Source organism: Streptomyces sp. NBC_00461 (genome assembly GCF_036013935.1).
In the GTDB taxonomy this organism is placed as follows: domain Bacteria; phylum Actinomycetota; class Actinomycetes; order Streptomycetales; family Streptomycetaceae; genus Streptomyces.
In genome coordinates, this window is sequence record NZ_CP107902.1 from 9,226,021 (window position 1) to 9,249,684 (window position 23,664).

The window sequence follows — 23,664 nt, forward strand, 5'->3', positions numbered from 1 at the left end:
AGCCCTGTTGCTGGGCCCGTGGTGCGCTCAGCAGGTCAACCGGGCGTTCGCCCAGTCCGCGTGGTCCGAGTCGATGCCGTCGCCGCCGTCGGTCACGACCAGGCGGACCACCTGGGCACCGGTCACGTCAGCGGTCAGCGGCTGGGCCGGCATCGCGTTGGTGAGAACGCCCGTTGAGGCGACCTTGGTGCCGTCGGCCCAGATCTCGAAGGCGACGGTGCCCTTCGCACCCTTCTCGTCGTCGACGCCGACATCCGCGGTGACCGTCTCGCACGCCGTGCCGGTGTAGTACTCGACGGCGCTCTCCGCGTGGGCGCCGAGCCCCTTGCCGTACACCACACCGCCGATTGTCAGGGGGTGGCCGTCGCCCGCGGCGCTCTCCCCGTTGCTGGTGTTGCGCTCGACGGGCCCGTAGCCGTTGGTGGCCGACAGCCATGGCAGGTCGCCGAGTCCGGAGGTGCCCGAGGGCGGCGGTACGACCACCGAAGCCGTCAGCGGGACCGTGTTGTCGACCCGATCACCGGTCGGGGAGCGGTAACTCACCCCGAGCGTCAGGTCGTACGAACCGGTCGGCGTCCCCGCCGGAGGGGTGAGCGACCAGGTGGTGCGCAGGGCGTTGCCGGTCGGTACGACGGCGGAGGTGGTCCGCGATGTCGCCCTGACCGTCCATCCCCCGGGCGCGGTCAGCCTTGCCCTGACGTGCAGGGCGGGTGTACGGCCCAGGTCGGTGACGACGGAGGTCAGCGTGGTCGCCTTGCCCGCCTCGATCAACGGGCTGCCGTCCAGGCCGAGTTCGACGGCGGGCGGCTGCTGGGCCCATCCGCGGTCGGCGAAAGCCCGTACGAGAACCGTTCCGTGCGCCGGGACGGTCGCCGAGATGGTGCCGGCGGTGTTGTAGCTCTTGTGCTGCCACAGGTCGCGCAGGGTGTACGCGGCGGCGTGGGGCAGGCCCACGGCCGCGGCGCCGGTGGCGATGTGCTGGGCGGTCCCGGACTCGTTGAAGAGCGCCACCGCGCGGCTGCCGTCCTTCATCTCCTTGGCCACGACCCAGCGCCCGCCCTCGGAGGAGACGACCGTGCCCTGCTTGCCCAGCGGGTCCTGGTCGACGGCGACGACCTCCTTGTTGTCGAGGATGTCGAAGGTCGATCGGGACGCCTTGCGCAGGTCGGAGCCGATGAGGAGCGGGGCGGCCATGACCGACCACATCGAGAAGTGGGAGCGGTACTCGGTGTCGGTCATGCCGCCGTTGCCGACCTCCAGCATGTCGGGGTCGTTCCAGTGCCCGGGGCCCGCGTACGGCGCGAGCGGCAGGTTCTGCTTCAGGATGGACAGCATCGAGCCCCAGCTGTCGCTGATGTCACCGGTCGTGCGCCACGAATGGCCCACGTCGGCCGCCCATTCCCAGGGTTTGTTCTGACCCCATTCGCAGATGCTGTACACGATGGGCCGGCCGGTCGCCTTGAGGGCGTCGCGCATGGTCGTGTAGCGCAGCTTGGCGTCCACGCCCTGGTTATTGCAGTTGTCGTACTTGAGATAGTCCACGCCCCAGTCCGCGAACTGCCGGGCGTCGCTGTACTCGTGACCGAGCGCCCCCGGGAATCCGGCGCTGTCGCACGTCTTCGTGCCCGCGCTGGTGTAGATGCCGAGCTTGAGTCCCTTGGAGTGCACATAGTCGGCGACCGCCTTGATCCCGTTCGGAAAGCGGACCGGATCTGGTACGAGTCTGCCGTCCGCGTCCCGGTTCGGCAGGGCCCAGCAGTCGTCCAGGTTGACGTACCGGTATCCGGCGTCCTTGAGGCCTTTCTCGACGAAGAGGTCCGCGATTCCCTTGACCATGAACTCGTTGAACTCGGCACGGCAGTGCGTGGAGTTCCAGTTGTTGAAGCCCATGGGTGGGGTGAGGGCGAGGCCGTCGGCCAGGGTGGGCGCGGTGGCCTCGCCGACGGGTGCCGCCAGGGCCGGCGCGGCGAGTCCCGCCGCGCACAGGAGTCCTGCTGTGAGCGCTCCGACCATTCTTCGACGGGTTGTGCGGGCGTGAAGGTGACGCATCGTTACGTTCCTCCGAACACGCGAAAGGTGGGATGACGTCATGTATATGTCACGGTTCCGCGTTTACGGTAGGTTGCCATCGCGTACGGCACCCGCAGTCCGCAGCCCGAGGTGACGACGCCCGGCGGGTCGCCTACGAGGCCGAACATGGAGGCCGGCATGCCCGGCATGCCCGTGACCCCTGGCCGTGGTCGACAGTTGATCCGGTCATGAAGAAGCGCAGCATGCTCGCCATCGCCTCCCTCGCCACCGGTTTCGTCGTCGCGGCCGTATCGCCGTCCCATGCCGTCGGCAACGGCCCGGCCGTCACGCCGTCGTCCGCCCCCGCGGACGACGCGGCGCCCACGCCGTCCCACTCCCTCGGGCACCCGGCAGTGCTCGGATCCGAAGTCGAGGGGGCCCTCGGCGCCCTCGACCCGACCATCGCCAAGGAGTACCGCCTGGCCATGGCCAACGCCCCCCACGGGAAGAACGGCCACGTCGGCTGACGAGCCGGGCCCTTCGGGCGCGACGCCGGTGTCCCCGCTGACGGGGCCACCGGCGTCCGCGGTTTCGGCGCCCTCAACGGGGGCTGGTTTTGGTGGCAGGGTGGAGCGGGCAAGCCTCAGGGGGCCAACAGAAGAGGGGGACCTGTGACCGTCGTCTGGATCAACGGCGCGTTCGGTGCGGGGAAGACCACCACCGCACGGGAACTGATCGAGCTGATCCCGAACAGCACGCTCTTCGACCCCGAGGTCATCGGCGGAGCGCTGACACACCTGCTGCCGCCCAAGCACCTCGCGGAGGTCGGCGACTTCCAGGACCTGCCGGTCTGGCGACGGCTCGTGATCGACACGGCGGCCGCCCTGCTCGCCGAGCTGGGCGGGACCCTCGTCGTCCCGATGACCCTGCTTCGCCAGGAGTACCGCGACGAGATCTTCGGCGGCCTCGCGGCCCGCCGCATCGCGGTCCGGCATGTCCTTCTCGCTCCGGCGGAAACGATCCTGCGAGAGCGAATAGCCCGCCGGGAGGTGCCGCCGGACCTGCCGGACGGCGAGATACGGATACGGCAGTGGTCGTACGACCACATCGAGTCGTACCGTGCCGCCCTCGCCTCCTGGCTCACCGCCGACGCCCATCTCGTCGACACCGGTGCGCTGACCGCGTACCAGGCGGCGGTCCGCATCGCGGAGGCGGTCGGTGCCGGGGACGTCGCGGTGTGTGACATCGTGCAGACGCCCGAGCCCACCTCCGAGACCCTCGCGGCCGGCGTCCTCCTCTTCGACGAACAGGACCGGTTCCTTCTCGTCGACCCCACCTACAAGGCCGGCTGGGAGTTCCCCGGCGGTGTCGTCGAGCCCGGCGAGGCCCCCGCCCGCGCCGGTATGCGCGAGGTCGCCGAGGAGACCGGCATCCACCTCGACGACGTCCCCCGCCTCCTGGTCGTCGACTGGGAGGCACCCGCGCCTCCCGGCTACGGCGGCCTGCGCCTCCTCTTCGACGGCGGCCGCCTCGACTCCACGGAGGCGGCACAACTCCTGCTGCCCGGACCCGAACTGCGCGCCTGGCGGTTCGCCACCGAGGAGGAGGCCGCGGACCTGCTGCCACCGGTGCGCTACGAACGGCTGCGGTGGGCGTTGCGTGCGCGCGAACGCGGGGCGGCGCTGTACCTGGAGGCGGGCGTTCCGGTGGGCTGACTTGTGCCGCGTCCCCGCGGTGTAAACGCCCTGGACTCCGCCCCCGCCGACACCGGCGCCGCCCTCGTCCTCATCACACCGGGGCGGGTGGGAGCCCGGTCGTCCGCCACTACGCGGAGGGCGTTGAGCTGTTGTAGGCGAGGCGCAGTTCCTCGTACGGGTAGGGGGTGAGGCTGTTGTCCTTGCGCAGCCGGTCGAAGAAGCCGTTGAGAACGGCGGTGAGGGGCGCGTCACGGGCGATGATCGCGGCGGCGGTCCCGGGGATGCCGTCCGTGTGTGCCCCGATCGCGCAGGCCCGTACGAAGGCCTCACGCTCCTGCCGGTCGTACCGGTACAGAGCGGTCACGAGCCAGTTCACCAGGTGGGCCCGGGAATAGACGAGGTCGTAGTCGCGGTGCCGGTCGAAGAAGGCGCGCTCCTGCCGGGTGAGCCGGAACCGGGAGCTGAGTGCGAGGCCGTGGTCGGTGAGGTAGAAGTCCTCGCCGTCGGTGAGGACGTTCTGGAAGTGGGCGTCGAAATGGGCAAGTTCGTGATCGTGGAGGAAGGCGCTCAGGGTCCCCAGCCACTCGTCCACCCGCGTGCAGACCCGGTCGGATTCGGCCGTGCGCACCTGGGTGTCGAGCCAGTCGTGGAGGGTGTGCGGAAAGTACTCAAGGAACAGGGTGAGGCTCGCGGAGGCCTTCCGCAGGGCCTCAAGGCGTTCACGAACCTGACGGGAACCGCTCCAGTGGCCCACCACTCGCTCCACGTCGGCCAGTTCCTCGGGGAGTGGCTGTACGGAGTCCGGCAGGACGCGCCAGTGATGCATCAACGGGAAGCCCGGGAAACGGTCGGCCAGCACCCAGTTCGTCGTCATCGTGTGCACGGCCAGCTCGCGCCAGGCGCCGAAGCTCGGACTGCGCCCGGTGCCGTAGTGGCAGCTCGGCGGCAGCCCGAAGAAGTTCCCCGTGGACTGCGCGTTCTCGTGCGCCAGCTCGACGTCCGTGAGCGGCACCCGTTTCACGAACACCCGGCGTCCCTCCACTTCGACCACCGCCGAACGCCCACCGATCCCGACACCGAGGGGCACCGCCGACTCCACCAGGTCCGCCAGCTCGCGGTCGCTCAAGAGCGCCAGGGAGGTGGCGAGGTCTGCGTGGGCGGTGCGGCGCGTGGCGGAGGACATGACCTCCATGGTCAGGGTGCGAGCGGGTGTGTGTCTGCCGATCGGCGAAGTGCCGTCGTGGCGTGCCCGATCACCGGATCGCCGTGACCGAAGCACGCCACGTCGGAGTCGAGCTCCGCGAGCGGGTGGAACGAGGCGGACAGCTGTGCGCGGTCGAGGTTGAACACGCCCGGCAGCACCCGGCCGTCGGGGGGCCTCCGCGTGGATCGGGCGCTCCCAATCCTCGAACTCCGGTGGCGGGCCCGGGACTTCATCGCTGACCACGGGTGCGTCGAGGTGGTAAGCCAGCACCTCGGCGCCGGCCAGCGCGGCGAGTTCGCCGGCCCAGTTCGATGACGTTGAAGAGGCGACCGTAGAAGGACCCCCGTCCGAAGACGAGGGCCCTCTGCCGGAAGCAGACCGGAGCAGACCGAGAGCAGATCGATCGCAGACGGGAAGGCGTCGCCGATTAGCTCATGATCAATTGGCGCAGCTGGGCGGTCAGTTCGCCGCGTAGTTGCGCAGGAACAGCGCCTCGGCCACCGACAGCCGCTCCAGTTCGTCGGGTGAGACGCTCTCGTTCACCGCGTGGATCTGGGCCTCCGGCTCGCTCAGGCCGATGAGGAGGATCTCCGCCTGCGGGTAGAGGGAGGCGAGGGTGTTGCACAGCGGGATGGAGCCGCCCTGGCCCGCGTACTGCATCTCCTGGCCGGGGTAGGCGACCGCCATCGCCTCGGCCATGGCCGCGTACGCCGGGCTGGTGGTGTCGGCGCTGAACGCCTGGCCCTGCCCGACCTGCTCGACGCTCACCCGGGCGCCCCACGGCGTGCGGGTCTCCAGGTGGGCCTGCAGCAGCTTGGTCGCCTCGACCGCGTCCACGCCCGGCGGCACCCGCAGGCTGACCAGCGCGCGTGCGCCTGCCTGCACGGACGGGGTGGCGCCCACGACGGGCGGGCAGTCGATGCCGAGGACGGTGACGGCCGGACGCGCCCAGATCCGGTCGGCTACCGAGCCCGAGCCGATCAGCTGGACGCCGTCCAGCACCTTGGCGTCCCGGCGGAACTGCTCCTCGTCGTACTGCAGGCCATCCCACCGGCTTTCGGGGGCGAGGCCGTCGACCGTCGTCGAGCCGTCCTCCGCGCGCAGCGAGTCGAGGACCCGGATCAGCGCCGCCAGCGCGTCCGGGGCGGCGCCGCCGAACTGGCCGGAGTGCAGGTTGCCTTCGAGGGTGTCGATCTGCACGCGGACGAGGGTCATGCCGCGCAGGGTGGAGGTGACCGTCGGCAGTCCGACGCGGAAGTTGCCCGCGTCGCCGATGACGATCGTGTCGGCCGTCAGGAGATCGGGGTGCTCCTCGGCGTACCGCTCCAGGCCGCCCGTGCCCATCTCCTCCGAGCCCTCGGCGATGACCTTGATGTGCACGGGCACGCCGCCGTTGGCCTTGAGGGCGCGCAGCGCGAGCAGGTGCATGATCACGCCGCCCTTGCAGTCGGCGGCACCGCGCCCGTACCAGCGGCCGTCACGCTCGGTCAGCTCGAACGGCGGGCTGGTCCAGGCGGCCTCGTCCAGCGGCGGCTGCACGTCGTAGTGGGCGTAGAGCAGGACGGTCCTGGCGCCCTCGGGGCCGGGCAGGTAGCCGTAGACGGACTGGGTGCCGTCGGGGGTGTCGAGGAGGGCCACGTCCTGGAAGCCCTCGGTGCGCAGGGCGTCGGCGACCCAGTTCGCGGCGCCCTCGCTCTCGCTCTTCGGGAACTGGTCGAAGTCCGCCACCGACTTGAAGGCCACCAGTTCGGCGAGCTCCGCCTTCGCCCTCGGTATCAGCGAGGCGACGGTCTCGGCGACCGGATTCGACGACATGGGCACGCTCCTTGTGGGTGCGACGTTGTACACGTGGATATCGGGATCCTCCCACAGCGGCCTGCGGTGATGTCCGACCGTAGGATGCGGGGGACAGGTGCGGCAGGCAGCTTGATCGGAGCAGCGGACCATCGTGAGCGGCGAGAACTCTTCGGCGGACGACGTGCAGCGGGTGTGGGACGTCGTCGTGGTGGGCGCGGGACCCGCGGGGGCCTCGGCTGCCTACGCGGCGGCGGTCGCGGGGCGCAGCGTGCTGCTGCTGGAGAAGGCGGAGCTGCCGCGCTACAAGACGTGCGGCGGCGGGATCATCGGCCCCTCGCGCGACTCCCTGCCGCCCGGCTTCGAGCTGCCGCTGCGGGACCGGGTGCACGCGGTGACGTTCTCGAACAACGGCCGCTTCACGCGGACCCGGCGCTCCCGGCAGATGCTGTTCGGACTGATCAACCGGCCCGAGTTCGACCAGCAGCTCGTCGAGCACGCGCAGAAGGCGGGCGCCGAGCTGCGGACGGGCGTCACCGTGCAGCGCGTCGAGCAGCACGGGTCGGCGGTGCCGGACCGGCGTACCGTCGCCGTGTTCCTGCAGGGCGGCGAGACGCTGCTCGCGCGGGCCGTGGTGGGCGCCGACGGCAGCGCCAGCCGCATAGGAGCGCACGTCGGGGTGAAGCTCGACCAGGTGGATCTCGGCCTGGAGGCGGAGATCCCGGTACCGGAGACGGTCGCCGAGGACTGGCGGGGGCGGGTGCTCATCGACTGGGGGCCGATGCCCGGCAGCTACGGCTGGGTCTTCCCCAAGGGCGACACTCTCACGGTCGGTGTGATCTCGGCGCGCGGTGAAGGCGCGGCGACGAAGCGGTACTTCGAGGAGTTCATCGGGCGGCTCGGTCTCGCCGGCTTCGAACCGAGCATCTCCTCCGGCCACTTGACCCGGTGCCGGGCCGACGACTCGCCCCTGTCGCGCGGCCGGGTGCTGGTGTGCGGGGACGCGGCGGGTCTGCTGGAGCCGTGGACCCGTGAGGGCATCTCGTTCGCGCTGCGCTCGGGGCGGCTCGCGGGGGAGTGGGCGGTGCGGATCGCCGAGGCGCACGACGCGGTGGACACCCGGCGCCAGGCACTGAACTACGCGTTCGCGATCAAGGCGGGGCTCGGCGTCGAGATGAGCGTCGGCAAGGCTATGCTCACGGCGTTCGAGCGCCGTCCCGGCCTGTTCCACGCGGCACTCACCGGGTTCCGGCCCGCCTGGAACGCGTTCAGGGACATCACACGGGGGGCGACGTCCCTCGCCGAACTCGTGCGCACCCACCCCATGGCCCAGCGCGCACTGACCGCGCTCGACCGGCGTCGGCCGGTGGGCGGCGAGTCCCCGCTGGGCGGAGAGTCTCCGGTGTCCAGCGAGTCCCCGGTGGGCGACGAGTCCGCAGTGGGTGGCGAGTCCGCGGTGGGCGACGAGCCTTCGGCGGGCGGCGAGGTCAGCTCCTGACGTTGACGCGGAAGACGGGGTGGTCGGGTGCGATGCGCCGCAGCTCGGTGTCCGGCGAGTCGGGGCCGACCCCGTTGAAGAAGACCCCGACCTCGGCCTTCCAGCGCTTGAGGTAGGCCCGCAGCAGCGGGACCTTGTCGTCGTCGCCGACCTCGGTCGCGGTGAACACGTCCACGTTCTTACCGAGCCGCAGCTCACCGCCGCCCGCCGCCCGCATGTTGTGCGTCCACTGGACGTGGCCGCGCGGCGCGACCAGGTACTGCTGTCCGTCCACGGTCAGCAGGTTCACGGGGGTGGTCCGCCACTCGCCGCTCTTGCGGCCGCGGACCGCCAGAACCCTGGAGCCCCAGACGCTGAGGCCGCGGCGGGTCATCCATGCCACGGCGCGGTTGAACACGTTGACGGTGAACCAGCCGGGCTTCTGGACGTGAGTGGACATGAGGACCCCCATCGGTCAGGTGAAGAGCGCCGCTCTCTTTTGTGAGCGCTGCTCTCGCTTGCTGCAGATTCTGCACCGGATCCGTGATCCATAGCAAGAGCAGTGCTCACTTTTTTGTTCGCTGCTCTCCTTTGTGTGCACTGCTCTCGCTTCATGGGAGACTGCTCCCATGAGCACCGCACACAGCGCCCGCGCCCGAGCCAGGATCGAGGTCACCGCCGCCATCAAGGACGAGGCACGCAGACAGCTCGCCGCCGAGGGTGCCGCCAAACTCTCGCTGCGCGCCGTCGCCCGCGAGCTCGGCATGGTCTCCTCCGCGCTCTACCGCTACTTCCCGAGCCGCGACGACCTCCTGACGGCACTCATCATCGACGCCTACGACTCCGTCGGCGAGGCCGCGGAGACGGCGCGCGACGCCGCCTCCGACGCCGCCCCCACCCCACGCTGGACCGCCGTCTGCGAAGCCGTGCGTGCCTGGGCCCTCGCGCACCCCCACGAATACGCCCTGATCTACGGCTCTCCGGTCCCCGGCTACGTCGCCCCCGACACCACCATCCCGGCCGCGTCCCGTGTCGGCCTCGTGCTGATCGGCATCCTGCGCGACGCCGTCAGGGGCCCGGGCGTGACCTTCCCCCCGCTCCCCGCCGAACTGCGCCCCGAGGCCGAGCGCCTCAGCGCCGACATCGCCCCCGACCTCCCGCCGGAGGTGTCGACGGCCCTGGTCGCGGCCTGGGCCCAGTTGTTCGGGCTGGTCGGCTTCGAGCTGTTCGGACAGTTCAACCGCGTCGTCGAGGACCGGGAGAAGTTCTTCCGGTACGCGGTCGTGCAGCTCGCCCGGGGAGTGGGGCTGAGGTGAGCGCCGAGTGGGGCTGAGGTGAGAACGGGCGTCCCGCGTACTTCCCTCGGAGTACTCCTGGTCACCCCGCCCGGCTGACGTCCACCAGGCCCGATGACGTCTAGCGTGGCGGGCATGGACGAGCAGCGAGCAAGCGGGATCGGCCCGCCTCACTGGTGGCGGCACGGGCCGCCGGGGCTGAACCGCTGGGTCGACGAACAGCAGTCGACCCGGTGGCCATGGCGTTCCACCGTGCTGCTCACGTTCTTCGTGCTCGTCGGATCCAACTACGCGGCACACCAGCAGGCGGGGGAGAGGGCCGCCCTGGACCCCTTCGCGCGCGCACTGCTGCTGGTGGGCTCGGTGCTGCTGCTGTGGCGACTGCGGTATCCGGTGGCCGTCGTGTTCGGTACGGCGGCGGCCGCGATGGTCTACCTGGGCGCGGGTTACCCGTACGGGCCGGTCTTCCTGACCGTCGCACTGGCCTGCTTCTGCGCCGTGGTCGCGGGACATCGGCGGGCGGCCTGGGCCGCGGTGGGGATGCTCTGGGTCGGGCATGTGCTGGTGGGCCACTGGCTGTACCGCTGGCTGCCGCCGTCCGGGGACTCGGCGGCCTCCTGGGCGCCGGAAGGCGTGATCGCCGCCTGGGTGGTGGCGATCGTGGCCCTGGCGGAACTGTCCCGGGCCCGGCGCGAGCAGTGGGGCCGGGAACGGGCCGAGCGGGCGCAGGCCGCGCGCCGGCGGGCCGACGAGGAGCGGCTGCGGATCGCCCGTGAACTGCACGACGTCCTCGCGCACAGCATCTCGGTGATCAACGTCCAGGCGGGCGTCGGCCTCGCGCTCCTCGACACCGACCCCGAGCAGGCACGCACCGCGCTCACCACCATCAAGGCCGCCAGCAAGGAGGCGCTGGGCGAGGTCCGCCAGGTCCTCGACACGCTCCGCGCGCCCGGAGAGGCGCCGCGAGCTCCGGCGCCGGGCCTCGACCGGCTGCCCGATCTGGTGGAGCAGGCGGCGAGCGCGGGGCTGACGGTGGACGTCGAAGGCGAGCCGCCCCGGCTCGCGCCCGGCACCGACCTGGCCGCCTTCCGCATCGTCCAGGAGGCCCTCACCAACGTGGTGCGGCACTCGGTCTCGCGCCACGCGCGCGTGCACGTCGACCACGACCGACGGACGCTGCGGCTGTGCGTCGACGACGACGGGCCCGCGACCGGCGCCGACGCGGGCGGCAGCGGCAACGGTCTGGCCGGAATGCGGGAGCGGGCCGCCGCGCTGGGTGGCACGATCGAGGCGGGCCCGCGCACGGACGGCGGCTTCCGGGTGCTCGCCGTACTGCCGTTGAAGGTGAAGGCCGAGGAGGACGACCGGTGATCCGTGTACTGCTCGCCGATGACCAGTCACTGGTGCGGGCCGGCTTCAAGGCACTGCTCGACGCACAGCCCGACATCGAGGTGGCCGGGGAGGCCTCCGACGGTGAGGAGGCGCTGGGCAAGGTGCGTGAACTGCGCCCCGACATCGTCCTGATGGACATCCGCATGCCGGTGCTGGACGGGCTGGGGGCGACCCGCCGGATCATCGACGACGAGGCGCTGCGAGGCGTCAAGGTGGTCATGCTCACCACCTTCGAGCTCGACGAGTACGTCTTCGAGGCGATCCGCTCCGGCGCCTCCGGCTTCCTGGTCAAGGACACCGAACCGGACGAACTCCTGCGCGCCGTAAGGGCGGTGGTGGACGGCGACGCGCTGCTCTCGCCCGGTGTGACCCGTCGCCTGATCGCGGAGTTCGCGGCCCGCTCCAAGGAGCCGGCGGCAAAAGGAGCTCTCGGCGAACTCACCGAGCGGGAACGGGAGGTGATGGCCCTGGTCGGCATCGGTCTGTCCAACGACGAGATCGCCCGCCGTCTGGTCGTGAGCCCCCTCACGGCGAAGACCCACGTCAGCCGCACGATGGTCAAGCTCGGCGCCCGGGACAGGGCCCAACTGGTCGTTCTCGCCTACGAGTCGGGGCTGGTGCGGCCGGGCTGGCTGGGCTGAGTCGGCCGCCGGAAACGGACCAGCACACTGACCACCCGGGCGAGGAACAGCACGGGGGCGAGCACGAGACCGGTACGCAGCAGCACCGTCTCGACGCCTTGCGGCAGGTCGAAGAGCAGCGCCGGACCGGCGACCGCCCCGAAGACGACCGCCACCGCGAACACCGCGCTGCACAGCGCGTATCCGATCTCGACGGTGATCGCGTCCCGCTCGGCCTGACTGCGCCGTCCCCCGTGTTCGGTCATACCCGGAGTTTCACAGCCGTGCGCCCGGCGGAGCAAGCGGGCCCCGCCGGGCGCACGACGCAGAGGCGCCCCCTAGTCGCGTACGGATACGCGCTCCGCCTCCACCACGGTGGACTTGGCGACCGTGACGGACTGCTGAGGGCGACGGGTACGCACGCCCGTGAGTGTGATCAGCAAACCGGCGACCGCGATGCCCGTGACCACCACCAGACCGGGCCGGTAGCTGTCCAACACGGCCTGCGGGGTGGCGTGTTCGGGCGCTCCCGCGGTGACCACGGCCGTCACGACGGCCAGGAAGATCGCGCCGCCCACCTGCACCGAGGTGTTGAGCAGGCCGGAGACCATGCCCTGCTCGTGGTCCTCGACCCCGTTCGTGGCCTGGATGTTGAGCGAGGGGAAGACCAGCGCGCAGGCCGCGCCGATCAGGAGCATCGACGGCAGGATGACGGCGGCGTAGGTCGGGTCGAGGCTCACGCGCAGGAACAGCGCGTATCCGACGACCATCAGCGCGAAGCCCGCCGCGATCAGCCGCTGGGTGCCGAACCGGTCGACGATCGAGCCGACCTTCGTGGAGGACACCGCCACCAGTGCGCCCGCCGGCAGGAAGGCGAGCGCCGTGTGCAGCGCCGACCAGCCCAGCAGCGACTGCATGTACAGCGTGACCAGGAACTGGAAGCCGACGTAGGACCCGAAGAAGGCCATCGCGCCGAGCTGGGCGCGGATCTGGCTGCCGGAGCGCAGTACGCCCAGCCGGATCAGCGGACCGGGCGAGCGCCGCTCGACCAGGACGAACACGGTGAGCAGGACGGCGACGGCCAGGAAGGACAGCAGCGTGCGGGCCGACGCCCAGCCGGCCTGGGGCGCCTGTACGACGGTGAAGACGAGCAGCAGCATCGACGCGGTGCCGAGGACGGCGCCGGGGATGTCGTAGCCGTTGTGGTCCTTCTCGCGCTCGCTGCGCGGCAGCAGTCTCAGGCCCGCCACCAGGGCGATCAGGGCGATGGGCGCGGGCAGCAGCATGGTCAGGCGCCAACTGGCCTCGGTGAGCAGGCCGGAGAGCACCAGGCCCATCGAGAAGCCGGTGGCCGCGCAGGTGGTGTAGATGGACAGGGCGCGGTTGCGCAGCGGGCCCTCGGCGAAGGTCGTGGTGATGATGGACAGGCCGGCGGGCGCGGTGAAGGCCGCGCTCAGGCCCTTGATGAAGCGGCTGGCGATCAGCAGCGGACCCGAGTCGACGAGCCCGCCGAGCAGTGAGGCGAGCGCGAACACGCCCAGGGCGATCAGGAAGACCTGGCGCCTGCCGAGCAGGTCGGCGGTGCGTCCGCCGAGCAGCAACAGGCCGCCGTATCCCAGGATGTAGCCGCTGACGATCCACTGCAGGGTCGAGGTGGACAGGTCGAGGTCGGTGCCGATGGACGGCAGCGCGACGCCGACCATCGACACGTCGAGCGCGTCCAGGAACATCGCGGCGCAGAGCACCAGCAGGGTGCCCCACAGCCGGGGGGTCCAGCGTCCCTCGGTCGTGGGAGTGGTGAGCGGAGAGGTCATGCCGTCGACACTACATGTGCATGCATCGAATGCACATACATTTAATTCTGATGCAATGAATTCGCTTCTCTGCTACGGTGCGGCCATGGCGGCGAAGAGGGCCGAGCAGGAGCTCGTGGACCAGTGGCGGGACATCCTGGCGCTGCATGCGCGCACCCAGTGCGAACTGGACCGTGAACTGCATCAACACGGCCTGTGCGCCAGCGACTTCGAGGTGCTGGACGTCCTGTCCGGCGAAGCCTGCGGCTATCGCGTGCAGGAGATCTCCGAGCGGGTCCATCTGAGCCAGAGTGCGCTGTCGCGGCTGGTCGCCCGGCTGGAGAAGGACGACCTCGTCGAGCGTGCCATGTGCCCGGAGGACCGGCGGGGCGTCCGCGTGGCCCTCACCGCGAGGGGGCGCACGCTGCACGGCGAGGTGCTGCCGGTGCAGCGCGCGGTGCTGACGAAAATGCTGGCGGGTGACCTCAGCTCCAGGTGACGGCCGACTTCTCGCGCCACAGCGCGGCGACGGCGGCGTCCCCGGTGACCTCCGGGAACGGCAGCCGGTTCCACAGCGCGAGATACAACTGCCCGGCGGGCCCGGCCACTTCGCAGTCGGCGTCCCCCGCCGCGTCCCGTGCGGTCACGGGCGGCTCCTGGGACAGTCGTACGGTCCACACCGCGTCGTCCGCATCCGTCGCCCGCACCCGCAGCACTCGGGCCTCGTCGCTGCGGACCTTGCTCCGGCTGCGGGCGTGGAAGCCGCACAGCAGCTCGTCGATGCCGTCCGCCGCGAAGGCGGGGGCGATCTCGGCCTGGGCGCCGCCCCTCGCACTCTCCGCGTCGATCCGGTGCACCGTGGTCTCGTGCGCCTGCCGGCGTGCCCAGAACGCGAGCGGGGAGGGCGCGGGCAGGAAGTGCCAGCACCGTAGGTCGGGCGGGGCGCTGGAGAGGGTGTCGACGAGGTGTCGGTGCCCTGCGCGGAACCAGGCGAGCAGCTCGTCGCCGTCCAGGTCGGGCAGCCCGCCGTCGGGGTGGTACGAGGTGTGTCCCTCGGCCACGAACGCGGCCGCCCAGCGGTGCACCATCCCGGTGTGCCGCACCAGATCACGCACCTGCCACGGAGGGCACGTCGGCACCTCGGCGTCGGTCCCCGCCGCCTCGGCCGCGAGGCAGAAAAGCTGCCCCTCACGGTCCAGGATCTCCAAGAACTGGGCTGTCTCCATGGGATGAGTGTGCCGGATGCGCGACATCGGCATCCGGCAGCGACCGATCAGACTCCGGGGTGCTGGTGCGGCTGCTGCGGCTGCCCGTACGACTGACCGCCGGCAAGGCCCGCGGCCTGCGCCTGCAACTGCTCGGCCTGCTCCTTCGCGACCTTCTGCTCCGCGCCGCAGAAGGTGCACTGCGTCGCGTACTTCGTGGAGATGGGGAACAGCGGCACGAAGAACAGGGTGAACTTCGTGACGCGCTTCCTGAGCGTGTGCGCGGCGGGAGTGCCGCAACTGCCGCACACCAGCGTCAGTATCGCGAGCTGGTACAGGTATCCCTTGGTGCCAAAGACGATCACGAGGTCGGCCCTTTCCTGGGTCAGTGCCCGGCGCCGGATGGAGGACGCCGACCGCAATCCTCTCCCAGGAACGGCATGGGCTGCCGGGCGGAGTCAGCGTTCTGCCGCACGTCTGGTGACGAGGCCGATGGCGGCTGCCGTGGCCGCGAGCGCCGCAACGCTGGTGAGGGCGGCGGGGAGCGAGAACCAGTCCGCCATGAAACCGATGGCGGGTGGCCCCAGGAGCATGCCGCCGTAGCCGAGGGTGGACGCGATCGCGACACCGTCGGGCCCGGCCAGCGTGCCGGCGCGTTCGACGGCGACGGGGAAGAGGTTGGCGAGGCCGAGCCCGGTGACGACGAAGCCGAGGAGCGCTGCCCACAGGGAGGGAGCGAGCGCGCCGAGGAGCATGCCGACCGCGGCCGTGGTGCCGCCGTGGACCAGGGTGCGGGTCCGGCCCAGGCGTTCGAGCAGCCGGGTGCCGGTGAGCCGGCCGACGGTCATGGCGAGCGCGAAGCTGGAGTAGCCGACCGCCGCCGCGCCGGGTGTGGCGTGGAGGTCCTGTTCCAGGTGCAGGGCGCTCCAGTCGGCCAGGGCTCCCTCGCCGTAGGCCGTGCACAGGGCGATCAGGCCGAAGGTGACGACGAGACCGCGGGTACGGGTGTCCAGGCGGCGGGGTGCGGATTCGTCCGCCGGTGAGCTCTCGGGTGGCTCTGGGGGCTGGATGCGCAGCAGGACCCGGCCCGTCAGGGCCGTGACGAGCAGCCCGATCACGGTGAGGCCGAGCAGGTGGCGTGTGGGGGACAGGGACCCGGCGATCAGGCCGCCGAGGCCGGCGCCGATCATGCCGCCGAGGCTGAAGGCGGCGTGGAAACTGGGCATGATGGGCCGTTGCAGGGCTCTGACCAGGTCGACCGCCGCGCTGTTGAACGCGACGTTTATTCCTCCGTAGGCGGCGCCGAAGACCAGCAGGCCGGCGCCGAGGGCCGGCGCCGAGTGGGCGAGCGGGGGCAGGGCGACGCTGAGGGAGAGCAGGATGCCGCAGATCACGGTGACCGGGTGGCTGCCGTAGCGGCGGCACAGACGGCCGATGAACATCATCGTGACGACGGCGCCGGCGGAGACGCCGAGCAGGGCGAGACCGAGGGTGCTGGCGGAGGCCCCGGTCTGCTGCTTGATCGCGGGGATGCGGACGACCCAGCCGGCGAAGATGAAGCCGTCGAGGGCGAAGAACACGGTCAGGGCTGTGCGGAGCCGGGTGAGGTCGGTAGTGCGGTTGCCCGGCACGACATTGTGCGATCGGGATTTGTTTATTTGCGGCACAAAATCAGGCTAGGAGGCGGGTGCGGCCGAGGCAAGGGGGCCGGGGTTCGTCCCGGCGGGCCGGGTTCCGTATCGGTCAGTGGACGTCGGCCACCGAGAAGATCCCCGGACCGCTTATCCCGTACAGCACCGTGCCCACCAGCAGCGGCGGCTCCGAGCTCGGTGTGAGCTCCTCGAAGGAGCGGCCCTCGGTGTCGAAGGACGGGGTGGTGCGTCCGATCTCCCTGCCCGTGCGCGGGTCGAGAGCGAGGATGCTCGTGTCCGGCAGGTTGACGTACAACCGGCCGTCGTGGAGGGAGGGTTCGCTGAAGACGCGCAGCTCGCGCGAACTGGTCCACAGCGGTTTGCCGCGTTTGAGATCGAGGGCGAGCAGGGTCTCGTTGCCGTAGTCGAAGATGTACATCGTGTCGCCGTGCACGAGCGGTGGCGCCTCCGGCTCGACGCTCCAGGGAAAGTCGATACGACGGGTCTTCCCGCTGCTGAGATCCTGGATGAAGAAGGCGGCGGACTCCCCGGTGTCCTTCTCCCAGCGTGCGTAGTACGCCGTGCCGTCGTGGACCGTGGCCAGCCACAGAACGCCCGTGGGTGCCTTGACCGTGCTCAGGGTTCGGCCCGTGCGCGCGTCGAGGCGGGCGATCCGGCCGGAGTCGCTGCGCAGGTCGGCGTAGAGCGTCCGCTCCGGCCCCTCGTAGAACGGGCTGGGTGAGCGGGAGGTCAGCTCGCGCTGCCACAACTCCTGGCCCGTGCGCGCCTCGTAGGCCGCATAGCGTGGGCTGCCGGAGGGCCCGAGCTTGTCCAGCCGGACGAGCAGCACGCCGCTCAGATACGAGAACTCGCCGACCGGACCGTCCAGACGCCACAGCCGCCTGCCGGTACGGGCGTCGAAGGTGTCCACTCCCTCCGACCGATCGGCACTGCGGACGTGCACCACGCCGTCGTGGACGGCGGGCCGGCTCACGGAGAAGCTGCTGACCCGCTTCTTGCTCATGGGCTTCGTCCACGCCGTCCGGCCCGTCGTGGCACTCAGCCGGATCAGCGCGGTCCGTGCGGAGGAGCAGAAGACGCCGAGAGCGTCCGGTGCGCAGGCCTGCGACATGGCCATCGGATCGCCCTTGTCCATCTCCAGCGCGTTGCGCCACGGCTTCCAGCCCGGCGGCACCGAACCACGGGACGCCGTCCGGGTGTCCGCCCGGCCGACCCCGCCGGCGGTGCTTGCCGGGGCGCCGCCGATCACTGCCGCCGCGCTCGCGCCGGCCACGCCGAGGAGGGCGGCGACGGCGACGGCGGCCCACAGCTTCGTCCTCCTGCGCCGCTCGGGTTCGACCCGTTCGACCCACTCAGTCCTTTCGGTCCTCTCGGACGGCCGGGGCACGGTCCCCCGGACCGGGGCCGAGGTGACCCGGGCCGGCTCCGCGTCGGCCTCCTGACCGGGCACTTCTTCCGGGAGCGCCGCCAGGGCGTCCAGCACCTCGCCCGATGTGGGCCGGTCCGCAGGCTCCTTCGCCAGGCAGGCGGACACCAACGGGCGCAGTGGCTTCGGCAGTTCGCCCAGGTCGGGCTCGCTGTGCACGGTGTTGTACGCGGCGAGATAGGCGTTCTCCGCCTCGAACGGGCTGCGCCCGGTGGCCGCGTAGACGAGCACGGCGCCCAGGGAGAAGACGTCTACGGCGGGTCCGACCTCGCGCGGGCGGCTGAACTGCTCCGGTGCCATGAAAGGCGGTGAGCCCATCACCAGGCCGGTCTGGGTCCGGACATCGCTGCTGGCCGCGCGGGAGATGCCGAAGTCGATGACGCGCACCGCCCCGTTGTCGCCCTCGCCCTCGCCCTCCAGCAGCAGCACATTGCTGGGCTTGAGATCCCGGTGCACGACCTGCGCGCGATGGATCTCCCGCAGCGCCTCGGCGAGTTCGGTGCCGAGCCGGCGCAGGGCGGGCCAGTCCAGCGCACCCGTCTGGGCGACCCGTTCGGCGAGGGTGTGACCGGGAACGTACGCGGTCGCCATCCACGGCCGATCCGCGTCCGGGTCGGCGTCCACGACCGGTGCGGTGAACGCACCGCTGACCTGGCGCGCGGCCGCGATCTCCTGCCGGAACCTGGCCCGGAACTCGGCGTTGTCCGCGTACCTCGTGTGGACGACCTTGACGGCCACGGTCCGTCCGGATGCCGATCTGCCGAGGTAGACGACGCCCATGCCGCCGATGCCGATCCGCGATTCGATCCGGTAGCCGCCGACGGACCGCGGATCCTCCTCGCCCAAAGTCACCGCAACTCCTTCACCGGCGCCGGTCCCGGATTCTTCTGGCATGAACCGCTCACTCTAGCGTCGGTCCGGGCCCACACCCAGGTGAAGGGGCGCGGTGGACTGCTGGTTGTCAGGCGCCCGCCGAGCGACGCCCCAGGACCGGCTCGGCCAGCATTCTCGCCGTCCGGCAGAGCGTCTGGCCGTGCTGTGCGAAGAGTTCGTCACGTGAGTCGAAGTGGCCCAGGTCCGCCAGGACATGGGCCGAGAGGTCGCATGCGGCGCCGGTGGCCGGGCAGAGCGTCGCACCGTCCCAGTCGATCGCCGTCCGGGACAGCGCGTCGAAGAGCGTCTCCGCGCCGGCATTGGTGAAGCCACCTCCCTCACGGTCGCTCAACTCGTCGAGCCTGCCGAAGAGTTCCGAGACCGGCAGCCAGGGCGCGGTGGGATGCGCGCCGGGCGACAGCCCGTCGAGGCGGAATTCCGGCCAGGCCAGCAGCACCTGGTCCGGGACGATCCGGTGCAGCCGGGGGAAGCGCGGATACCAGAACGCCCCGTCCACCAGCAGGCCGCGCACCCGCGTGGCCACCCCGGACGCCCGCGCCACGGACTCCAGTACGGCCAGCCGCTGACTGCACGAGCCGCGGCCGTGGCGAAGCACCGCGGACACGGGGCGCTCGTCCTGTACCGAGTACACCGGCCGGACGGTCGAGGCGATCCGTCGGTGGGCCCGGCGCAGGGCCGCGATCCTGCGGGCGGGCTCCGTGGCGGCCACCGGGCCGGCCGCCGAGTCGTCCGCCATGTCGGTCTGCCGCAGCAGCGAGGTGACAAGCGGATGCTGCCAGTCGAGGATCCGCGTCGGGGCCGTGCTCCCCGCCGCCGGTCCCGCCTCTGGTCCCGCCCCTCGTCCCGCGCCGGTCGTGCTGACGTGGCGACGGCCTCGTGGCATGAGCAGTGAGCTCGTCATGACCGTGGTCCTCTCGTCCAGTGCTCCGCGACGGATCGCACAGGGCATCCGGGGGGCATCTTGGCGGAAAAACTGAACGTGTTCAACTCTGCTGGGTGGTGCGGGGGCCGCGGGTGCCGAACATCCGGTGAACCTGCACACCGTTCACGGGCAGGTCGCAGGGAACCTGAAAAGCCGTCACGAATTTGCCGACGTCCGGCGAATTTGCCGGAAAAACGTGCGCCCGGAAATCGGTGGCAATGGTTGCGCGTGCAGCGGGGCGGCAGGCTGTGTGAAGGGTGTCGGTATGTGCGGTCACCGCACTCACACGCAGGTGAAGGCCCCTTTCGCCAGGTGTACCGGCCAAGCGCCGGACAGTTGGCCGACCGATTGCGGGCGTGCTTTGATCCTGCGCGTGGTGCAGGTCGCGGGAGAGGTTCTCCTTTTTGAGGATCGGGCGAACTCTGCCATTCCGAAGTGGTTACTCGAAAGGAATCGCGCGTGATGAACCTTGCCTCCCAGGTCGAGACGACCGAGATGTCCGACGCCGAGATGGAGAACGTCTCCGGCGGTCTCGGGCTCGGCGACCTCCCGGTCGGCGGCCTCGCGGCCGGCGGCTCCGGTGGTCTCTCCCTCCAGACGCCGCTCGGTGACATCGCCGGAGGCCTCGTGGCCGGCGGGTCCCTGCAGGGCCTGACCGCGGGTGCGAGCCTGCAGACGCCTCTGTCTGCCTGACGACATCTGCTCGTCCGTGGGCCCCGGATCGACCGATCCGGGGCCCACGGACGTTTCGCGTCAGGCCCGGCCGTGGGTCTCCTGCGAGCGTCGCGCCAGCGCGTCGATGACCACGGCGGCGAAGAGCACCCCGCCCGTGATGACGAACTGGATGGCCGTGGGGGTGTCCGTGATCGACATGCCGGAGGAGATCGACTGGATGACCAGCATGCCGAGCACCGCCGACCAGGTCGTGCCCCGTCCTCCGAACAGGCTGGTGCCACCGATGACGGCCGCCGCGATGGCGTTCAGCAGCAGGACACCCGATCCCGAACTCTGGCTCACCGATGTGATGCGTGAGGCCAGGAACAGGCCGCCGATCGCGGCCATCGTCCCCGACACCGCGAGCACCGCGGTCTGGATGGCCGTCACGTTGAGGCTGGCGCGGCGTGCGGCCTCGACGCCGCCGCCAAGTGCGTAGACCTGTCGGCCGTAGTGCGTGTGGCGCAGGATGATGTCGAGGCCCGCCACCACCACGAGGAAGATCAGCAGGGCGAGCGGCAGACCCTGGAACCGGTTGAGCAGATAGGCCGAGGTGAACGCGATCACCGCGAGTCCGCCCGTGCGCACCCCGATGTCCCGCAGCGAACGGTGCGGCATGCCGACGGCCAGACGGCGCCGTCTGTTCTGGTACATGATCAGGAAGACGATGCCCGCGCAGACCGCCGCCAGGCCGTATGCGACAGCGTGGTTGGTGAAGTAGTAGCTGGTCAGCTTGGCGACCAGCCCGTCCTCGTCCAGGTTGATGGTGCCGCTGGTGCCGAGGACGTAGAGCATGAGGCCGTTCCAGGTGAGCAGCCCCGCGAGCGTGACGACGAACACCGGCACCCGGGCCTTGGCGCACGAGAAGCCCTGGACGGCACCCGTAGCGGTGCCCACGAGCACCGCGACGATGACAGCGAGCCATTCGGGCACACCGTGGTTCACGTTCAGAACGGCGAAGACGGCCGCGGCGAAGCCGCTGATCGAGCCGACCGACAGGTCGAGATCACCGAGCAGCAGCACGAAGACGATGCCGACCGCGATCAGACCCGTACCCACGATGTCCACACTCAGATTGGACAGGTTGCGCGGCGAGAGGAAGTTCGGGTTGAGGGACTGGAAGATGATCCAGACCGTGGCGAGCACGAGGACGACGGGGAGTGAGCCCAGCTCACCGGCGCGGTACCTGCGCCGGAGGGAGACACCCCAGCTCCTCAGGACGAGGGCGGCGGCCTGCCCACGCTGTTTCGGGCGGGCCTCGTCGACCGGTGCGGCGCCGTCCGCCCGCGTGTTGTCCGCAGTGCGGCGCATCCCTGTCACCACCCCACCTCCTGGGACGCCGGCCGGCGCGGCACGTTCTCAGTGGCGCCGGTGATGGAGGAGATGATCTGTTCCTGGGACGCGGTGTTCACGTTGAAGAAGCCGTTGTTGCGACCGAGCCGCAGCACGGCGGCCCGGTCCGCGAGCGCCTTGACGTCCCCCATGTTGTGGCTGATCAGCAGTACCCCCATACCGCGGTCACGCAGCGTGTCGACGAGGTCCAGAACCTCGGTGGTCTGCTCGAAGCCCAGCGCCGCGGTCGGTTCGTCCAGGAGGAGGACCCGGGGGTCGCCGAGGAGCGAACGTGCGATGGCCACCGTCTGCCGCTGACCGCTGGACAGGGTGACAAGGGGGGCCCGCAGGTCCGGGACGCTCTTGGTGAGCCGCTTCAGCAGAACCATGGTGCGGCTCTCCATCTCCATCTCGTCGAGGAACCCGAACCTGCGGATCTCCCGGCCGAGGAAGAGATTGCCGACGACGTCGAGGTTCCCGCACAGCGCGAGATCCTGGTGGACGGTGGCGATACCGAGGTCCCGGGCGTCGTGCGGACGCCTGATGTGCACCGACCGGCCCTCCCACTCGATGACGCCCCGGTCCGCGGGCGCGACGCCGGAGATCACCTTGACGAGGGTGGACTTGCCGGCCCCGTTGTCGCCGAGCAGCGCGACGACCTGGCCGGCGTGGATTTCCAGCTCGACGTCCTTGAGGACCTCGACGGCGCCGAAGCGTCTGCACACGCCGCGCAGCGCCAGCAAGGGGGGATCCGGCACGGAAACCATCTCCTTCCCAGGCCGGGACTCGGGCGGAACGGGATCGTCAGGTCAGACCCAGCCTGGTGCAGTCCGCCTCGAGTGGGGCGACGCAGATCTGCTGGACGGTGTAGAAGCCGTCCTTCACCAAGGTGTCCTTGATGGTGGAGGCGGTCACGGGCACGGGCGTGAGCAGGACCGCCGGCACCGACTTCCCGCCGCTGGTCCTCACCTTGTCCTTGCCGACCTCGTCGAGACCCGTGCGGCGGGCCGCGGCCACGGCCATGGCGCCGCCCGAAGAGGCCTCGGGGCCGAAGGGCTTGTAGACGGTCATGTACTGGTCGCCGGCGACGATGCGCCGTACGGCCGCGAGCTCGGCGTCCTGCCCGGTGACCGGGGGCAGCGGTTCGACCTTGTTCGACTTGAGGGCGGAGATGCTGCCCCCGGCGAGGCCGTCGTTGGCGGCGTAGACCCCCTGGATGGAGCCGGCGCCGAGGGCGGCGATGGCCCCGGACATGTTCACGTTCGCGTTCTCCGGCCTCCACTGAAGCGTGTCGTACGCCTTGCCGATCCTCACGCGCCCCGAGAGCACGGACAGCGCGCCCTTCCTGAACGACACCGCGTTGGGATCGCTGGGATCCCCGTTCATCATGACGATCTGGGGGCTCGGCCCGCTGCCGTGCATGGCCTTCAGCAGCGCCCTGCCCTGCAGCCGACCGACCTCCTCGCCGTCGAAGGAGACGTAACCCGAGATCGGGCCTTGGGAGAGCCGGTCGTAGGCGATCACCGGGATGTCCGCCTCGGCCGCCTTCGTGACCGACGGGCCGAGGGATCTGGCGTCCACCGCCACGAGCACGATGGCGTCCACGCCCTTGGTGATCATCGAGTCCATCTGTTCCTTCTGGATCGCCACATCGCCCTTCGCGTTGGCGTTCTCGATCGTGCAGTCCCTGCACAGCTGCATGATCTTCTTCTCCATCCGGGGCCTGTCCTCCGACTCCCACCGAGCCGTGGTGGCGTCCGGGAGCAGCAGGGCGATCTTCGGTGTGCCCGTCCCGTCGGGGTCGTTCCCGGGGCTCGACCCGCAGGCCGACAGAGCAACGGCCGTCGAGACCGCGGTCAAGGCGAGGGTCGCGCCCCGTATACAGGCCTTCAATGTCGGAGACCTCCCTCCGGAATGGAGATCCACCTGGGACGTGCCGCATGGTGATGGCAGGACGACCCGCCGTCAGTCTGGCACCGGCCACGGCGATCTGCGAGCGCGGCGGCGGTCGCTGATACGACTGTGTCCGCCGGACACCCGGTGTGGTTCGCCCGCATATGCGATTCTGGTGTGGGTTGCCCGATCTCTCAGCCGCGTCAGCGGCACGGACGGGAGGTAGCTGCCGACATGCCTCACGACGGCCGTGCCTGGGCCGGAGTCTCTCAGCTGCGGGTATCCGCGGCTGATGCCGCAGACACCGATGCACCGCGTCCGGTGCCGGGAGCGGCAGCGGGCGA

23 protein-coding genes are annotated in these 23,664 nt (G+C 70.7%); 8 read left to right on the forward strand and 15 right to left on the reverse strand.

Features of this window, described 5'->3' with window-relative positions; translation table 11 throughout:
- Positions 1–27: 27 nt before the first annotated feature.
- On the reverse strand, positions 28–2,013 hold the full coding sequence (locus OG870_RS42680; protein ID WP_327692068.1) for an NPCBM/NEW2 domain-containing protein: 1,986 nt from the start codon (positions 2,011–2,013) through the stop codon (positions 28–30).
- Between the two features lie 245 nt (positions 2,014–2,258).
- On the opposite strand from OG870_RS42680, the gene OG870_RS42685 reads away from it, so the two are divergent.
- Entirely contained in the window at positions 2,259–2,537 is a 279-nt protein-coding gene (locus OG870_RS42685; RefSeq protein WP_266526521.1) for a hypothetical protein, read from the forward strand.
- A gap of 144 nt (positions 2,538–2,681) precedes the next feature.
- Positions 2,682–3,725, forward strand: coding sequence for an NUDIX hydrolase (locus OG870_RS42690; RefSeq protein ID WP_266526519.1), 1,044 nt, complete (start codon positions 2,682–2,684; stop codon positions 3,723–3,725).
- Between the two features lie 109 nt (positions 3,726–3,834).
- Here the strand turns inward: OG870_RS42690 and OG870_RS42695 are convergent, their stop codons facing one another.
- Together OG870_RS42695 and OG870_RS42705 are read right to left on the reverse strand one after the other, a co-directional pair.
- The gene (locus tag OG870_RS42695; RefSeq protein ID WP_327692069.1) at positions 3,835–4,890 is read right to left on the reverse strand and encodes a protein kinase family protein; all 1,056 of its coding nucleotides are present in this window, start codon (positions 4,888–4,890) and stop codon (positions 3,835–3,837) included.
- A 480-nt stretch (positions 4,891–5,370) separates the two neighbouring features.
- Entirely contained in the window at positions 5,371–6,726 is a 1,356-nt protein-coding gene (locus tag OG870_RS42705) for a dipeptidase (RefSeq protein ID WP_327692070.1), read from the reverse strand.
- 133 nt (positions 6,727–6,859) lie between these two features.
- Between OG870_RS42705 and OG870_RS42710 the strand changes: the two genes are divergently transcribed.
- Positions 6,860–8,203, forward strand: a complete 1,344-nt coding sequence (locus OG870_RS42710; RefSeq protein WP_266587131.1) for a geranylgeranyl reductase family protein — start codon at positions 6,860–6,862, stop codon at positions 8,201–8,203.
- Here the strand turns inward: OG870_RS42710 and OG870_RS42715 are convergent.
- Complete coding sequence (locus OG870_RS42715; RefSeq protein WP_266587133.1) at positions 8,193–8,642, reverse strand: nitroreductase family deazaflavin-dependent oxidoreductase; 450 nt, start codon at positions 8,640–8,642, stop codon at positions 8,193–8,195. The genes OG870_RS42710 and OG870_RS42715 overlap by 11 nt on opposite strands.
- 169 nt (positions 8,643–8,811) lie before the next feature.
- Between OG870_RS42715 and OG870_RS42720 the strand changes: the two genes are divergently transcribed.
- The 3 genes from OG870_RS42720 to OG870_RS42730 all read left to right on the forward strand — a co-directional run bounded on the left by OG870_RS42720 (position 8,812) and on the right by OG870_RS42730 (position 11,510).
- A complete protein-coding gene (locus OG870_RS42720; protein WP_266587135.1) occupies positions 8,812–9,498 on the forward strand; it encodes a TetR/AcrR family transcriptional regulator in 687 nt (228 codons plus the stop codon).
- 114 nt (positions 9,499–9,612) lie between these two features.
- On the forward strand, positions 9,613–10,848 hold the full coding sequence (locus tag OG870_RS42725; protein WP_266587137.1) for a sensor histidine kinase: 1,236 nt from the start codon (positions 9,613–9,615) through the stop codon (positions 10,846–10,848).
- On the forward strand, positions 10,845–11,510 hold the full coding sequence (locus OG870_RS42730; protein WP_266526505.1) for a response regulator transcription factor: 666 nt from the start codon (positions 10,845–10,847) through the stop codon (positions 11,508–11,510). The genes OG870_RS42725 and OG870_RS42730 overlap by 4 nt, the downstream gene beginning before the upstream one ends.
- On the opposite strand, the gene OG870_RS42735 is transcribed toward OG870_RS42730, so the two are convergent.
- Positions 11,471–11,755 (reverse strand): DUF6332 family protein, encoded by a 285-nt coding sequence (locus tag OG870_RS42735; protein ID WP_266587139.1) that lies wholly within the window; start codon positions 11,753–11,755, stop codon positions 11,471–11,473. The two genes, OG870_RS42730 and OG870_RS42735, sit on opposite strands and share 40 nt — an antisense overlap.
- Before the next feature lie 72 nt (positions 11,756–11,827).
- Positions 11,828–13,303: an MFS transporter gene (locus tag OG870_RS42740; protein ID WP_266587141.1), complete on the reverse strand. Its 1,476-nt coding sequence runs from the start codon at positions 13,301–13,303 to the stop codon at positions 11,828–11,830.
- Positions 13,304–13,388: 85 nt separating this feature from the next.
- Between OG870_RS42740 and OG870_RS42745 the strand changes: the two genes are divergently transcribed.
- Positions 13,389–13,781: a MarR family winged helix-turn-helix transcriptional regulator gene (locus OG870_RS42745; RefSeq protein WP_266526495.1), complete on the forward strand. Its 393-nt coding sequence runs from the start codon at positions 13,389–13,391 to the stop codon at positions 13,779–13,781.
- Here OG870_RS42745 and OG870_RS42750 read toward each other — a convergent pair.
- The 6 genes from OG870_RS42750 to OG870_RS42775 form a co-directional block, all read right to left on the reverse strand.
- A complete protein-coding gene (locus OG870_RS42750) occupies positions 13,768–14,508 on the reverse strand; it encodes a maleylpyruvate isomerase family mycothiol-dependent enzyme (protein WP_266526493.1) in 741 nt (246 codons plus the stop codon). The genes OG870_RS42745 and OG870_RS42750 overlap by 14 nt on opposite strands.
- A gap of 47 nt (positions 14,509–14,555) precedes the next feature.
- Positions 14,556–14,852 carry a zinc-ribbon domain-containing protein gene (locus OG870_RS42755; protein WP_266526487.1) on the reverse strand — a complete coding sequence of 99 codons (297 nt, stop codon included), beginning with the start codon at positions 14,850–14,852 and terminating at the stop codon, positions 14,556–14,558.
- 93 nt (positions 14,853–14,945) lie between these two features.
- Positions 14,946–16,154 (reverse strand): MFS transporter, encoded by a 1,209-nt coding sequence (locus tag OG870_RS42760; RefSeq protein WP_405623385.1) that lies wholly within the window; start codon positions 16,152–16,154, stop codon positions 14,946–14,948.
- Positions 16,155–16,230: 76 nt separating this feature from the next.
- Positions 16,231–18,417: a protein kinase domain-containing protein gene (locus tag OG870_RS42765; protein WP_327692071.1), complete on the reverse strand. Its 2,187-nt coding sequence runs from the start codon at positions 18,415–18,417 to the stop codon at positions 16,231–16,233.
- Between the two features lie 109 nt (positions 18,418–18,526).
- Positions 18,527–19,360, reverse strand: coding sequence for a transglutaminase domain-containing protein (locus tag OG870_RS42770; RefSeq protein WP_266587178.1), 834 nt, complete (start codon positions 19,358–19,360; stop codon positions 18,527–18,529).
- A gap of 82 nt (positions 19,361–19,442) precedes the next feature.
- The gene (locus OG870_RS42775; RefSeq protein WP_266587180.1) at positions 19,443–19,667 is read right to left on the reverse strand and encodes a hypothetical protein; all 225 of its coding nucleotides are present in this window, start codon (positions 19,665–19,667) and stop codon (positions 19,443–19,445) included.
- 176 nt (positions 19,668–19,843) lie between these two features.
- Between OG870_RS42775 and OG870_RS42780 the strand changes: the two genes are divergently transcribed.
- Entirely contained in the window at positions 19,844–20,074 is a 231-nt protein-coding gene (locus OG870_RS42780) for a type A2 lantipeptide (protein ID WP_266526479.1), read from the forward strand.
- A gap of 60 nt (positions 20,075–20,134) precedes the next feature.
- On the opposite strand, the gene OG870_RS42785 is transcribed toward OG870_RS42780, so the two are convergent.
- Genes OG870_RS42785 through OG870_RS42795 form a run of 3 tightly spaced genes read right to left on the reverse strand, consistent with a single transcriptional unit; the run spans position 20,135 to position 23,320 of the window.
- Positions 20,135–21,406, reverse strand: a complete 1,272-nt coding sequence (locus OG870_RS42785) for a sugar ABC transporter permease (protein WP_266526477.1) — start codon at positions 21,404–21,406, stop codon at positions 20,135–20,137.
- 5 nt (positions 21,407–21,411) lie between these two features.
- Positions 21,412–22,194: an ATP-binding cassette domain-containing protein gene (locus OG870_RS42790; RefSeq protein WP_266587182.1), complete on the reverse strand. Its 783-nt coding sequence runs from the start codon at positions 22,192–22,194 to the stop codon at positions 21,412–21,414.
- Between the two features lie 37 nt (positions 22,195–22,231).
- Positions 22,232–23,320 carry a sugar ABC transporter substrate-binding protein gene (locus OG870_RS42795; protein WP_266587184.1) on the reverse strand — a complete coding sequence of 363 codons (1,089 nt, stop codon included), beginning with the start codon at positions 23,318–23,320 and terminating at the stop codon, positions 22,232–22,234.
- Between the last annotated feature and the right edge of the window lie 344 nt (positions 23,321–23,664).

What these genes read in the sequence shown, in the direction of transcription:
- OG870_RS42715 (WP_266587133.1), bottom strand. Translation starts at nt 8,642, where the DNA reads ATGTCCACTCACGTCCAGAAGCCCGGCTGGTTCACCGTCAACGTGTTC.
- OG870_RS42725 (WP_266587137.1), top strand. Translation starts at nt 9,613, where the DNA reads ATGGACGAGCAGCGAGCAAGCGGGATCGGCCCGCCTCACTGGTGGCGG.
- OG870_RS42745 (WP_266526495.1), top strand. Translation starts at nt 13,389, where the DNA reads ATGGCGGCGAAGAGGGCCGAGCAGGAGCTCGTGGACCAGTGGCGGGAC.
- OG870_RS42740 (WP_266587141.1), bottom strand. Translation starts at nt 13,303, where the DNA reads ATGACCTCTCCGCTCACCACTCCCACGACCGAGGGACGCTGGACCCCC.
- OG870_RS42785 (WP_266526477.1), bottom strand. Translation starts at nt 21,406, where the DNA reads ATGCGCCGCACTGCGGACAACACGCGGGCGGACGGCGCCGCACCGGTC.
- OG870_RS42685 (WP_266526521.1), top strand. Translation starts at nt 2,259, where the DNA reads ATGAAGAAGCGCAGCATGCTCGCCATCGCCTCCCTCGCCACCGGTTTC.
- OG870_RS42735 (WP_266587139.1), bottom strand. Translation starts at nt 11,755, where the DNA reads ATGACCGAACACGGGGGACGGCGCAGTCAGGCCGAGCGGGACGCGATC.
- OG870_RS42680 (WP_327692068.1), bottom strand. Translation starts at nt 2,013, where the DNA reads ATGGTCGGAGCGCTCACAGCAGGACTCCTGTGCGCGGCGGGACTCGCC.
- OG870_RS42770 (WP_266587178.1), bottom strand. Translation starts at nt 19,360, where the DNA reads ATGACGAGCTCACTGCTCATGCCACGAGGCCGTCGCCACGTCAGCACG.
- OG870_RS42790 (WP_266587182.1), bottom strand. Translation starts at nt 22,194, where the DNA reads ATGGTTTCCGTGCCGGATCCCCCCTTGCTGGCGCTGCGCGGCGTGTGC.
- OG870_RS42705 (WP_327692070.1), bottom strand. Translation starts at nt 6,726, where the DNA reads ATGTCGTCGAATCCGGTCGCCGAGACCGTCGCCTCGCTGATACCGAGG.
- OG870_RS42750 (WP_266526493.1), bottom strand. Translation starts at nt 14,508, where the DNA reads ATGGAGACAGCCCAGTTCTTGGAGATCCTGGACCGTGAGGGGCAGCTT.
- OG870_RS42695 (WP_327692069.1), bottom strand. Translation starts at nt 4,890, where the DNA reads ATGTCCTCCGCCACGCGCCGCACCGCCCACGCAGACCTCGCCACCTCC.
- OG870_RS42720 (WP_266587135.1), top strand. Translation starts at nt 8,812, where the DNA reads ATGAGCACCGCACACAGCGCCCGCGCCCGAGCCAGGATCGAGGTCACC.
- OG870_RS42780 (WP_266526479.1), top strand. Translation starts at nt 19,844, where the DNA reads ATGAACCTTGCCTCCCAGGTCGAGACGACCGAGATGTCCGACGCCGAG.